The organism is Mycolicibacterium sp. ND9-15, from assembly GCF_035918395.1.
Classification (GTDB): domain Bacteria; phylum Actinomycetota; class Actinomycetes; order Mycobacteriales; family Mycobacteriaceae; genus Mycobacterium.
Genome location: NZ_CP142362.1, coordinates 1,013,601 through 1,025,987, shown reverse-complemented (window position 1 = coordinate 1,025,987; position 12,387 = coordinate 1,013,601). Strand labels below are relative to the sequence as shown.

Below are 12,387 nucleotides of genomic sequence, written 5' to 3'. Positions count from 1 at the left end.
CGCTCATCACCGGTCCACCCCGCCCATCACCGGATCGATCGATGCCACCGCGGTGATCAGATCGGCGACCATGCCGCCCTCGCACATCGCCGCTACAGCCTGCAGGTTGTTGAACGACGGATCGCGGTAGTGCACCCGATAGGGGCGGGTGCCGCCGTCGGACACCATGTGGACCCCAAGCTCCCCGCGGGGCGACTCGACCGCGGAGTACACCTGGCCCGGCGGGACCCGGATGCCTTCGGTCACCAGCTTGAAGTGGTGGATCAGCCCCTCCATCGAATGTCCCATGATGTTCGCGATGTGTTCGGGTGAGTTACCGAGGCCGTCGGAGCCGACTTTCAGATCGGCCGGCCACGCCAACTTCTTGTCCTGCAACACCACCGGGCCCGGCTTGAGCTTGTCCAGACACTGCTCGACGATCTTCAGCGACTCGTGCATCTCTTTGACCCTGATCATATAGCGGCCGTAGGAGTCGCAACCCTCGTCGGTGATGACGTCGAAGTCGTAAGTCTCATAACCGCAATAGGGTTGGGCCTTTCGCAGATCGTGAGGCAGGCCGGTGGAGCGCAGGCACGGCCCGGTGATGCCAAGCGCCATGCACCCGGTCAGATCCAAGTAGCCGATGCCCTGCGTGCGAGCCTTCCAGATGTAGTTCTCGTTGAGCAGGTCTTCGAGGTCTTTGATCCGTTTCGGCAGCAACTCGAGCAGATCGCGAATCTGAGGGACGGCGTCGTCGGGAAGGTCCATGGCCACCCCGCCGGGACGGACGTACGCGTGGTTCATCCGCAGGCCGCTGACGGCTTCGAAGACGTTCAGCACCAACTCGCGCTCCCGGAAGCCGTAGAACATCGCGCTCATCGCGCCGAGTTCCATGCCGCCGGTGGCCAACGCGACCAGATGCGAGGAGATCCGGTTGAGTTCCATCATCATCACTCGGATGACGCTGGCCCGCTCCGGGATGTCGTCGGTGACCCCGAGGAGCTTTTCGACGGCCAGGCAGTATGCCGTTTCGTTGAAAAAGGGTGAGAGGTAGTCCATCCGGGTCACGAAGGTGACCCCTTGAGTCCAGTTGCGGAACTCCAGGTTCTTCTCGATCCCGGTGTGCAGATACCCGATCCCGCAGCGGGCCGAAATGACCGTCTCGCCTTCGATTTCGAGGATCAGCCGCAGCACGCCGTGCGTGGAGGGGTGCTGCGGCCCCATGTTGACGACGATCCGTTCGCCCGCGTGCGTCGCCGCCGCCTCCCTGGCGGCCCGCACGACCTGGTCCCAATCCTGGCCGCCGACAACGACGACAGGTCCGTCGCCGGATGCGCCCGAGGGGGAAGCGCCGCCCTGCTCGGGCGGGGTGGGGGATGCGCTCATCAGTTGTAGGCCCTCCGCTGATCGGGCGGTGGGATCTCGGCACCGTGATACTCCACCGGAATGCCGCCCAACGGGTAGTCCTTCCGTTGCGGGTGCCCGACCCAGTCGTCGGGCATCTCGATGCGGGTCAGTGAGGGGTGGCCGTCGAAGATGATCCCGAAGAAGTCATAGGTCTCGCGTTCGTGCCAGTCGACGGTCGGGTACACGCCGAACAGCGACGGAATGTGCGGATCGTCGTCCGGCGTCGCCACCTCCAGGTGAATCCGCCGGTTGTGGGTGATCGACATCAGCGGATAGAAGGCGTGCAGCTCGCGTCCGGTTTCATCCGGGTAGTGCACCCCGCTGACGCCGAGGCACAGCTCGAAGCGCAGCCCCGGATCGTCGCGTAACGCCTGCGCGACCGCGGGTAGCTGCCCGCGGAACACCTCCAGCGTCAGTTGATCGCGGTATACCACCACCCGCTCGATCGACTGCGCGTAGCCGTCATCGCCCAGCGCGGCCTGCAGCTTGTCGACGACGTCGTCGAAATAGCCGCCGTACGGGCGCGGTGAGCCGCCCGGAAGCTCGATCGGCTGGATGAGGCGGCCGTAGCCCGACGTGTCGCCAACGCCCTCGACGCCGAACATGCCGCGGCGCACGCCGATGATCTCGGGTGCCTCGGCCGAGGTGTCGCTGTCGTTCCCGCTCATCTTTGTCTGTTCTTCGCCCGAGTGGCTCGTCACCGCAGCAGGCCTTTGAGCTCGATGGTCGGAGGAACTGCCAGTGCCGCCTGCTCTGCTTCGCGAATCGCTTCCTCGCGGTTGACGCCGAGCGGCATCTGCTGAATCTTGTCGTGCAGCTTGAGGATCGCGTGCAGCAACATTTCAGGCCGCGGCGGACAACCCGGCAGGTAGATGTCGACCGGTACGACATGGTCGACGCCCTGCACGATGGCGTAGTTATTGAACATCCCGCCGGACGATGCGCACACTCCCATCGCCAGCACCCACTTGGGCTCGACCATCTGGTCGTAGATCTGCCGCAGCACCGGAGCCATCTTCTGGCTGACCCGACCTGCCACGATCATCAGATCGGCCTGCCGCGGAGTGGCGGAGAACCGCTCCATTCCGAACCGGGAGATGTCGAACCGCGGGCCCGCTGTGGCCATCATCTCGATCGCGCAGCAGGCTAGGCCGAAGGTCGCGGGCCACAACGAACCCTTCCGGATGTAGCCGGCCACCGTCTCGACGGTGGACAGCAGAATCCCGGCGGGTAGCTTTTCCTCTAGTCCCATGTCAGGCCTCCCCGCCGCCATACGTAGGCGTAGGCGACGAACACCGTCGCCATGAACAGCAGCATCTCTATCAGCGCAAACAGCCCGAGGCTGTCGAACGCCACGGCCCACGGGTACAGGAACACGATCTCGATGTCGAAAATGATGAACAACATCGCGGTCAGGTAGTACTTGATCGGGAACCGTTGACCGATCCCTTGGCGCGACGGATCGTCTGGCGGCAGCGGCTCGATGCCGCACTCGTAGGCCTCGAGCTTCGAGCGGTTGTAGCGCCGCGGACCGACCAGCAGAGCAATGCCGACCGAGCCGACTGCGAAGGCAGCCGCAATAGCGCCAAGCACCAGGATTGGCGTGTACAAATCCATACCGAGCAAACGCTCCCTCGTGGGCTGTTACGTGTGAGCTTACCCACACCCTAGCGGGCTTTTGGATACACCCCACACCTTTTGGTTAGTATCGCTATTGGCAACGCGTGGCTATGTCGTCGTGCCTTCAAAAGCCAAGCGCGCCAGGTGATTATGTCTTTTCTGGCTATCGCACCGGCGTGCGCAGCAGCGACGCTACGGCGTCCCCGAGTCGGATCGGGTCGATCGGGTGAGGAACCGCGGCTTCCGCACGCGACCAGCGGGCCAGCCACGCGTCGTCCGGCCGGCCGGTGAGCACCAGGATCGGCGGGCAGTCGGCGATCTCGTCCTTGAGTTGTTTGGCGATTCCCATGCCGCCGGTCGGCGCGGCCTCGCCGTCGAGGATCACCAGATCGAACCCGCCCTGGTCCATCTGCCGGATGACCATGGGACCGGTCGCCACCTCCAGGTAGCTCAGTTCGGGCAACTCCGGATGCACCCGCTTGCCGAGCGCGAGCTGCACCTCTTCCCGGGTCCTGGGGTTGTCGCTGTAGACGAGGACCCGCAACGGGCGCGATGACTCGACCATGCGGTGATCGTACGGCTACCCGGTGTGCCGGAACACCAAGTCGCCGGAGATCGTCGCGTTGTCCCCGACCATGCCCACCAGGTTGCCGTCGACGCCGAAGTCCTGTCGGTTGACGGTCGCCTTCGTGACGAGGCGCATTCCGCCGTCACCGACCGGTGTCACCTTGGTCCGCAGCGTCAGCGGTTTCGTGGTGCCCTTGATGGTCAGCTCGGCACGAAGATCGATGGTGTCACCGTCGACCGCGTCGACTCCGGAAACGAGCACCCCGATTTCCGGGAACTTCTCGGCCGCAAAGAAATCGGCGGAATGCAGGTGTTTGTCTCGTTTGCGGATACCGGTGCGCAGGGATGCGGACTTGATGGCGACGCTGCCGGAAATCGTTTGCGGCGCGGTCAGTTGGCCGTCGCCGCTGAACTCGGCGAACCGGCCCTTGACGGGCACGAGGCCCCACATCGACTTCGCTATCACCGCGATGGTGGATGGGCCGGGGTCGAGGGTCCATGTGCCGGCCGATGCCTGATCGCTGAGAAGCTCGCTCAGACTTGCCATGTCGTCTCCTCGGTTTCTCGGTCGGCTCGCCGACGGGTCATTGGGCCGGCTCGAGCAGCGGCGCGATCTCCGCTGGATCGAAGTACTCGTCGATCCGGCTGATCAGCCCGTTGGCTGCGAGCTTGATCACGATGCCGACGCGCATTGCGATCACCCCGCCGTTGTGTCCGGTCGCGTGCAGGATGTGCTGTTGGACGAACCCTCCGTCGAACAGTTGGCGATCGAGGATCTCGTATCGGCGCTCTGTGGTGGTATCGATGAACCAGTAGAGAACTCGCAGCGCGCGATCCTTGTCACGCTCGCGGTCGGCGACCTTCCAGACCACGATGTCGTCGTTCCACAGCCGGTCAATCGCGTCGTGGTCCCCGGACTCGATCGCCTGGAACAGTCGGTCCGCCACGTCGGCGACGGTGTCGTCGGCAATGGTCACGATGTCCTCCTTCACCTCAACATTCGTTGAGGTTGAACACTGGCGGCAGGGACGCGGCACCTACTCTCTCGCGATTCGACGACGCCGACAAGCCGCACGATTTGTGGAGCCGCACCGGCGCTCACCGCCGCTGCCACTCCACAAGTCGCTAGTAACCGGGGTGGGCGATGTCGAGACGGTGCCGCACCAGTGTGCGCAACACCGGTAACACATCGGCGACGCGGCCGTCCAGCTCGCCCGCGCGGATCGCGGCCGCCAGCGTCGGTTCATCGGTGAAACCGAGAGTCTCGAGCGCGTCGCTGACCTCACCGGCGGTGGAATCGAGCAGCTCGCGCTCGACGATGCGCAGCACGTTGGCCGCGACACGGGCGTGAAAGTTGACCTGCGCGGCATCGGCGAGCGGACTGTCGGGCCCGGTGGCGTTTCGTACGTCGTTCTCCAGGAATGCGGCGACCGCGGCGACGAGTTCCGCCGCGGTCGGGCGGCCGTAGAGCCAACTCATCGCGGACCTCCACCTTCCAACAGATCCAGTACGTCCCATTCGGTTTCGCTGACCCGCCGCCCGATCGCGGCGAGCTCGACCGACTCCGTCAGTCCCGACAAATGACGTTCGGCCTGATACCGGCAGATGACGCCCCACCGCAAGGTGGCGACGGTCAGCCACCAGCGGAACGCGTCGCGGTCCAGCGTCATGCCCGCCGCCGATTCGTAGGCGCTCAGGAAGGTCTCGACGCTGCCCAATCCGCCGGCGCCTTGATGTTCGGGGGCGCCGAAGCGCCACGCGCGGATGCAGAACCAGGCCAGGTCCTCGTAGACCTCACCGACATGTACCAGTTCCCAGTCCAGTACCGCGGCCAGACCCTCGTCGTCGACGATCAGGTTGCCCATCCGAAAGTCACCGTGCACCAAAACCTGCGGGGTGGGGGAGGGTCGGTGCTCGGCCACCCAGCGAAACGCCCATTCGAATGTCGCTGTGGTATCGCCCATCTCGTCGAGCCGCTCACGCCACTCGGAGAGCTGGTCTGACGGCGCGACGCCGATCCCCTGATAGTCGGCGCGGTGGATCGCGGCCAGCGCGCGGGCGCATTGGTTCAGCAAGCGTTCCCGCTTGGTGTCGTCCAGGGCGCGGTAGATCCTGCGCACGATCGTCTCACCACCGATGGCATCGCAGATCAGGTACGGATTGCCCAGCGCCACAGGGGAGTTGTCGGCGGTCAAGATGTGCGGCACCGGTGCTCCGGCGGCGGCGGCCCGCTGCTGAACGGCGGCTTCCAACTCCATGCTGGCGTGGACGTCATCCGGCAGCCCGGTGCGCAGGATCAGCGCCCTGCGGGACTTCGCCACCGCTTCGAACGCCCACGTCGTGCGGCTGGCACCGCCGGTCAGGGCGTGCAGGTTCTCGACGCCGACGCCCTCGCCGAGCACCGGGCCCAGCACCCCGGTGAGAGCCTCGGCAAGTTCCCGGCTCAACGCTTGCCGAACCCGAACAGGCGCTGCGCCACGCGCCGGATCTGGATCTCCTCGGCCCCCTCGGTGATCCGGTAGCGGCGGTGATGCCGGTAGATGTGTTCGAACGGTTCATGCCTGCTGTAGCCGACGCCGCCGAACACCTGCATCGCGCGGTCGGCGGCCTCACACACCAACCGATTGGCGCGGTAGTTGGCCATCGACACCTTGTCCGAGACCTCCATATGGTGGTTGCGGTCCAACTCCGTGGCCGCGTAGTACACCAGCAGCCGCACCATCTGGGCCTCGGTCTGCAACTCGACCAGTGGCCACTGCACCGCTTGGTTCACCGCCAGCGGCTTGCCGAAGACCTTGCGGTCTCTTGCGTACTGCACGGCGCGGTCGATGCAGTACTGCGCGGCGCCGAGGCTGCTGGCGGCCTGGCGGATCCTGTTCTCGTGCAGGAATGTCTGGCCCACCTCGAGGCCGCGGTCCACCTCGCCCAGGACCGCGCCGGCGGGCACCCGGACGTCCTTGAGTTCGACCTCGCCGTGGTCGGTCGGCATGTTGAACGACCACCAGTAGTACGGCACCGTGAACCCGGGAGCTTCCGTGGGCACCAGGAACGCGGTGATGCCGCGTGCCTGTCCGGGGTCACCGGAGGTCCGGGCGAACACCAGGTCATGAGTGGCGCGGTGCACACCGGTGTTGAATCGCTTGGCGCCGTTGATGACCCATTCGTCACCGTCGCGTACCGCGGTGGTCTCCATCCAGGTGGCGTCGGATCCGTGGTTAGGTTCGGTCAGGCCGAACGCCATCGACCGCTTTCCGGTGATCAGTGCGTCGGTCCACTCGGCCTTCTGCGTCTCGGTGCCGAACCGGTCCATCATGATGACCTGGGGGAAGTTGCCGACGATCGACGACTCGTTCTGCAGGTCGTTGTGCAGTCCGAGGCCCTTATGCGCGAGATGCTCGCGGATGACCGCCATGTCGATGTTGCTGCCGTCTCGCCCGCCGAACCGCGACGGCAACCCGTAGCGCAGCCATCCCGCCGCGTCCGCGCGCCTACGCATCTCGTCGAGTAGGTCCTCCCATTCCCGGCGCGGCACACCGTCGTTGTCCCAATCGGTGCGGGCATGTTCACGGCGCTTGTCGAAGTACTGGATGTTCTCGCGTTCCAGCGGTTTGATCTCGGCTTCGATGAACGCGTCCATCTCGGCGAGCAGTCCGGGCAGATGGTCGGGAAGGGTGAAATCCACGGTGACTTCCTTTCAAACTTGTCGCCGAGCGCACGGTTGTTCGCGGTCGCACTCGGGGTTTGCGTACAACAACCGTGCGCTCGGCGGCTGTGGACTAAAAGCCATACAGCGTCTTCTTCCAGATCCGCGACAGTGTCGCGATCGCATCCTCGTCGGTGAGTTCGACGCCGAGACCGGAGCTTCCGACGAAGACCGTGGTGAAGTTCTCGAACAACAGCGCGATGGCCGCGGCGGTGTGCTCGGGGTTCAGTTCGACACCGTAGCCCTGTTCCCGCGCACGGTGTACGGATGAGGCGACGATATCCATACCGAACCGCCGGAACTCGTTCTGGACAGCGGCAAACCGTGGCTGTGTCGCGGCCAACTGCGCAACCGCGATCATGATGCCGATGTTCTGCTTGAACATGTTCCAGTAACCGGTGACCGCCGTGCGGAAGAACGCTTCGTCATCCGGTGAGCTGGGCAGGTCGAGGTTCACCCCGGAGGGCGCCACCACCTCGTGCAGGAAGGACTCCGCCAGCACCGCCAACAGGTCTTCCTTGTCGGCGAAATAGCGATAGAACGCGGCAGGCGACTTGCCTGCCGCGGACGTGATGTCGCCCAGCGTCGTACCGTGAAAACCACGCTCGGCGAACAGCTTCCGGGCAGCCTGCTCGATCGCCTCGCGGGTCTGGCGGCCCTTGGCGCTGAGCGTCTCGGCGGGCACGCGGCTACTCGCCGAGAATCCGGTCGCCGGCGCGCAACAGCGAACTCGGGAGGTCGTGTGCGACCAGGCGTTGCGCCACACCGGCCGCCTCGATCGCAGCACTGAGGTCGACGTCGACACCAATCCCGCTGTCACGCAACAGGTAAACCAAGTCCTCGGTGGCAATGTTGCCGCTCGCACCTGGCGCGAATGGGCAGCCGCCGAGGCCGCCCACCGACGCGTCCAGCCGGGCGACGCCCGCACCGACCGCCGCATAGGCGCTGGCCAGTCCGGCGCCCCGGGTGTTGTGGAAGTGCGCACCCAAAGGGATCTCGCCGATCAGCGGCCGCAGCGCCGCAACGGTTTGCGTCACCCGCCGCGGGGTGGTGGTGCCGATGGTGTCGGCGATCGCCAGCCGGTCGACATCGCCCTCCAGTGCCGCGGTGATCACGTCGACCACCCGCTGATGCGGCGTCGGACCGTCGAACGGGCAATCCCATGCGGTCGCGACGATCACCTCGACGGTCGCGCCGCTGTCATGCGCGATCGCGACGATCTCGCCGATCAGCGCCGTCGCCTCGGCGGAGGTGCGGCCCACGTTCGCGCGGCTGTGCCCGTCGGCGGCCGAGACCACGTACTCGATCGACGACAACCCCGCCGCAATCGCGCGTTTGGCGCCGTTCGGGCTGGCCACCAGCGCCGAGAACTCGATGCCGCGTGAGTCGCGAAACTCCTGCAGGTGCGCGGCCAGTTCGGCGGCGTCGGCCAGTGCGGGCACCTTCGAGGGCGACACGAACGCCGTCGCCTCCATCTCCTGCACCCCGGTGGCGGCGACGGCGGCGAGCAGTTCGAGCTTGGCCGACAACGGGATCGGCTCCTCGATCTGCAGCCCGTCGCGCAGCGAGACATCGCGGATGCGTACGTGTTCCGGTAATTCGCTCACAGCACTCACAGCACTCCCTCCGCATTCAGCGCCTCGAGTTCGGTGGCGCTCTTACCGAGTAGGCCGCGGTAGATCTCGTCGTTGTGCTGGCCGGGTGTGGCCGGTCCGGCGTAGCGCACCGTGCCGGGGGTCTCCGAGAGCACCGGCACGACGCCGGGACCCAATACCGGCCGACCGATTCGTTGGTCGTGATGCTCGACCAGCATTCCGCGGGCACGCAACTGGGGATCCTCGACGACCTCGGCAACGGTGTTGATGGGCCCGGCGATCACTCCCGCCGCGCTGAGGGTTTCGATGATGTCGGCGGGCTGGCGCTCGGCGGCCCAGTCAGCGATGATCTTGTCCAGCTCGTCCTGGTTGCGGCCGCGGGCCACATGATTGGCGAACCGGTCGTCGGTGGCGAGTTCGGGTCGGCCCATCGCCTCGCACAGTCGCCGGAACACGGTGTCCTGGTTGGCAGCGATCACCACCCAACTGCCGTCGGCGCTGCGGTAGATGTTCGACGGCGCGATGCCCTCCAGCCGGGTGCCCGACGGGCCGCGCACCACGCCGCCGACGTCGTAGTCGGGAATGGTGGATTCCTGCACCGCCAAACAGGATTCGGTCAGCGCCGCGTCGACGACCTGACCGTCCCCGGTGACCGAGCGGCGGTACAGCGCCGCCAACGCGCCTTGCGCGGCGAACATGCCCGCCAGGCTGTCGCCCAGCGACAGTGCCAGCCGCGGCGGCGGACCCCCGGGAAAGCCGTTCATGTGCCGCAGGCCGCTGGCCGCCTCGGCAACCGAGGCGTAGCCGGCCTTGTGGGCCTCGGGACCGGTCTGCCCGTACCCGGAGACGCGAACCAGGATGATGCCGCGGTTGCGTTCGCGTAGAACGCTATAGCCGAGGTTCCACTTTTCCATCGTGCCCGGTCGGAAGTTCTCCACGATGATGTCGGAGCGCTCGACGAGCTCGAGAAACAGTGCCCGCCCCGCCTCGGTGCGCAGGTTCAGCGTCACCGCTTTCTTGTTGCGGGCGTGCACAGTCCAGAAGAAGTGATGGCCGTCGAGTTCGGCCTGCCCCCAGGTACGTAACGGGTCGGGCGCGCCGGGCGGCTCGATCTTGATCACCTCGGCGCCCATGTCGCCGAGCAGGCGTCCGGCGAACGGCCCGGAGATCAGCGTGCCGACCTCGATGACGCGGATGCCGTCCAGCGGACCGGTCACGCTCATAGCGAGAAGCCGTGCCTGTGCAGCCAGTCGGTGACGACATCGACCGCCTCGCGCAGCTTGTCGCGCTGGTCGGCGCCCGCGTAGTAGTGGTTCGCGCCCGGAATCTCGTGCATCTCCTTGTCATCATGCCCGATCGCCCCGAAGAGCCTGTGGGTATGACTCGGTGTGCAGGCGTCGTCGGCGAGGTTGCCGATCACCAGCGTCGGCACCGCGATGTCCGGTCCGCACTGCACCGCGTCGCCGTTGGCGTCGTCGTAGCTCCATTGCGACAGCCAGCTGCGCAGGGTGCAGAACCGGGCCAGCCCGACGGGGCTGTTGTTCACCACCGCAGGATCACCGAGATAGCAGGTGCCCGGGGCACGCTCGTTCGGGTCGACGGCGGGATCCAGCCATCGCGGGTCGGCCATCGTGCCGTGCACGACGAAGGCGAACTCGTCATCGGGCCGGCCGTCAGCGGCAAGCTTCGCGAGTTTCTCCTTGACCCACTTGGTGATTCGGCGGTTGCGGTCGATCTGAGCCTGCCGATAGCGGTCGAGGAACTCTTGGGTATAGGGCGGCTGATTGGGGTTGTCCGGGTTGTAGAGATCCAGTTCCGGATTGCGCTTGGTCGGGTCCGACTCGTCGAGGATCGACGCGTCGAGCCACTCGGTCATGGTGCCGTGGCGGCTGATGTGGGCGGCCAGCAGCATCAGCCCGTCGGCGGGAATCAGGCCGAGCTTGGTCAGGTCGGGGCCGTCGCCCGAGGGGCTGGCGGTGACCGTCGGGTGCTGCGCCTGCTGCTGGTAAAAGACCGACAGCGAACCGCCGCCGCTCCAGCCGGCCAGCACCACCTTCGAGTAGCCCAACCGGTTCTTGGCGTCCTTGATGCACTCGCCGAGATCCTCGACGACCTTCTCCATCAGCAGCGCGGAGTCGGTGCCGCGAAAGCGGCTGTTGCAGTAGATGACGTGATGACCCGCGCGCGCCAGCGCGTTGATCATCGGCAGATAAGCACCCCCGCCGATCGGGTGCATGAACACCAGCACGGTATCCGAGGGCTTGTCCTTCGGTCGTAGCAGGTGGCTTTCCAGCACGACCAGTTCCGCGACGCCGCCGTATACATCCCGAACCCCCGACTTGTTCTGGTAGGCAACCAGATACGGGATTCGGTCGTATTCGTGTTTGACTGCGGTGGTCATGAGTGCTGCGCCAGGTCGTGTGCCAATACCTCGGCCGACGGCGTCAGCCGTTTGGTGGTGTCGATCGAGATGACGTACCAACCGACGCGGTCCTGTTCGTCGAACTTGCGCCGCGCCCGTTCGCGGGCCTTCTCGGGCGCGCCATGATGCACGCCCTGCGGGGCATGGCTGACCAGACCCGGCGGCATCGGGATGCCGAACAGGTCGCCGCCGTGGAAGAACGAGACCTCGTCGTAGTCGACGTTGCGGTGATACCACGGTGGCCGCTCGGTGCCGGGCACGGTTTCGGCGGGCCGGGGCAGGAAGTTCATCACCGCCACGCCCGTCGCCTGCATGAACAGGTGCACGGTCGGCGGCAGATGGACACTCTCGCTGGCGATGACGTTGTAGTCGGCGATATTGAAGGTGAACGGGAAGTTGTCACCCCGCCAGCCTTCGACATCCATCGGATTGTGTTGGTAGAACAGCGATGTCGGCCCGCCGTCATGGACCAGCCGGACTTCGTACTCGGCTCGACCATCGTCGTCGATCGGTTGCGGTTCCGGCACGGTGACCTGCGACGGGTCGAACGGGAAATGCCTGCCGAGCGGGCCCGGGGGAGGGACCCTGAACTCGTCGGTGGCCTCGATCATCAGCAGCGTGGTCTCGCTGTCGGGTAGCTGCCGCCACGTCGTCGCCTTCGGCACGTAGACCCAGTCGCCCTCGCGGTAGCGCAGGGGGCCGAACTCCGTCTCAAAATGGCCCGCACCCCGGTGCACGAACGACAGGAGATCCCCGTCGACGTACCGCACGAAGAACGGCATCTCCTCGCTGCGCCGGCTCAGCGAGATCCGGCAGTCCGCGTTGCTGAACAGCAGCAGCGGCGTGCCGGCGGCGTCGGTCGCATCGCCGGGTTTGAGCTCGCTGGTCATCACGTCGACCGGGCGCAGCGGCCCCGAGGCCCGGTACGACGTGGGGTCGTGGCGGCGGTAGATGTTCGCGGTGCGGCCCACGAACCCGCCGCGCCCGAGTTCGTCGTCCTTCAATCCGTCCAGGTCGGCGTGCAGCCGTTTGGGTGTGCGGCCCTTGCGCAGGTGAACAAACGATTCCATGGTTCGCTCCATCGACGGCTACCG

15 protein-coding genes are annotated in these 12,387 nt (G+C 66.0%); all 15 read right to left on the bottom strand.

Annotated elements, in window-relative coordinates; genetic code table 11:
- Positions 1–6: 6 nt before the first annotated feature.
- Positions 7–1,365: an NADH dehydrogenase (quinone) subunit D gene (gene nuoD, locus QGN32_RS05040; RefSeq protein WP_326547548.1), complete on the bottom strand. Its 1,359-nt coding sequence runs from the start codon at positions 1,363–1,365 to the stop codon at positions 7–9.
- Positions 1,365–2,054 carry an NADH-quinone oxidoreductase subunit C gene (locus tag QGN32_RS05035; RefSeq protein WP_326547547.1) on the bottom strand — a complete coding sequence of 230 codons (690 nt, stop codon included), beginning with the start codon at positions 2,052–2,054 and terminating at the stop codon, positions 1,365–1,367. The genes nuoD and QGN32_RS05035 overlap by 1 nt, the downstream gene beginning before the upstream one ends.
- 29 nt (positions 2,055–2,083) lie before the next feature.
- Positions 2,084–2,638 (bottom strand): NuoB/complex I 20 kDa subunit family protein, encoded by a 555-nt coding sequence (locus QGN32_RS05030; RefSeq protein ID WP_326547546.1) that lies wholly within the window; start codon positions 2,636–2,638, stop codon positions 2,084–2,086.
- Positions 2,629–3,003: an NADH-quinone oxidoreductase subunit A gene (locus tag QGN32_RS05025; RefSeq protein ID WP_326547545.1), complete on the bottom strand. Its 375-nt coding sequence runs from the start codon at positions 3,001–3,003 to the stop codon at positions 2,629–2,631. The genes QGN32_RS05030 and QGN32_RS05025 overlap by 10 nt, the downstream gene beginning before the upstream one ends.
- 166 nt (positions 3,004–3,169) lie before the next feature.
- On the bottom strand, positions 3,170–3,571 hold the full coding sequence (locus tag QGN32_RS05020) for an Rv3143 family two-component system response regulator (RefSeq protein WP_326547544.1): 402 nt from the start codon (positions 3,569–3,571) through the stop codon (positions 3,170–3,172).
- A gap of 15 nt (positions 3,572–3,586) precedes the next feature.
- Complete coding sequence (locus tag QGN32_RS05015) at positions 3,587–4,120, bottom strand: YceI family protein (protein WP_326547543.1); 534 nt, start codon at positions 4,118–4,120, stop codon at positions 3,587–3,589.
- Between the two features lie 37 nt (positions 4,121–4,157).
- Positions 4,158–4,553, bottom strand: a complete 396-nt coding sequence (locus tag QGN32_RS05010; RefSeq protein ID WP_326548937.1) for a nuclear transport factor 2 family protein — start codon at positions 4,551–4,553, stop codon at positions 4,158–4,160.
- A 145-nt stretch (positions 4,554–4,698) separates the two neighbouring features.
- Entirely contained in the window at positions 4,699–5,052 is a 354-nt protein-coding gene (locus QGN32_RS05005) for a DUF6285 domain-containing protein (protein WP_326547542.1), read from the bottom strand.
- Complete coding sequence (locus QGN32_RS05000; protein WP_326547541.1) at positions 5,049–6,020, bottom strand: phosphotransferase family protein; 972 nt, start codon at positions 6,018–6,020, stop codon at positions 5,049–5,051. Before QGN32_RS05000 ends, QGN32_RS05005 begins: the two co-directional genes overlap by 4 nt.
- Positions 6,017–7,255, bottom strand: a complete 1,239-nt coding sequence (locus QGN32_RS04995) for an acyl-CoA dehydrogenase family protein (protein WP_326547540.1) — start codon at positions 7,253–7,255, stop codon at positions 6,017–6,019. The genes QGN32_RS05000 and QGN32_RS04995 overlap by 4 nt, the downstream gene beginning before the upstream one ends.
- A 94-nt stretch (positions 7,256–7,349) precedes the next feature.
- Positions 7,350–7,961, bottom strand: coding sequence for a TetR/AcrR family transcriptional regulator (locus QGN32_RS04990; protein WP_326547539.1), 612 nt, complete (start codon positions 7,959–7,961; stop codon positions 7,350–7,352).
- A gap of 4 nt (positions 7,962–7,965) precedes the next feature.
- Entirely contained in the window at positions 7,966–8,883 is a 918-nt protein-coding gene (locus QGN32_RS04985; protein WP_326547538.1) for a hydroxymethylglutaryl-CoA lyase, read from the bottom strand.
- Between the two features lie 5 nt (positions 8,884–8,888).
- Positions 8,889–10,094, bottom strand: coding sequence for a CaiB/BaiF CoA transferase family protein (locus tag QGN32_RS04980; protein ID WP_326547537.1), 1,206 nt, complete (start codon positions 10,092–10,094; stop codon positions 8,889–8,891).
- Positions 10,091–11,272 (bottom strand): alpha/beta hydrolase, encoded by a 1,182-nt coding sequence (locus QGN32_RS04975; protein ID WP_326547536.1) that lies wholly within the window; start codon positions 11,270–11,272, stop codon positions 10,091–10,093. The genes QGN32_RS04980 and QGN32_RS04975 overlap by 4 nt, the downstream gene beginning before the upstream one ends.
- Positions 11,269–12,363: a homogentisate 1,2-dioxygenase gene (locus tag QGN32_RS04970; RefSeq protein ID WP_326547535.1), complete on the bottom strand. Its 1,095-nt coding sequence runs from the start codon at positions 12,361–12,363 to the stop codon at positions 11,269–11,271. The genes QGN32_RS04975 and QGN32_RS04970 overlap by 4 nt, the downstream gene beginning before the upstream one ends.
- Positions 12,364–12,387: the final 24 nt, after the last annotated feature.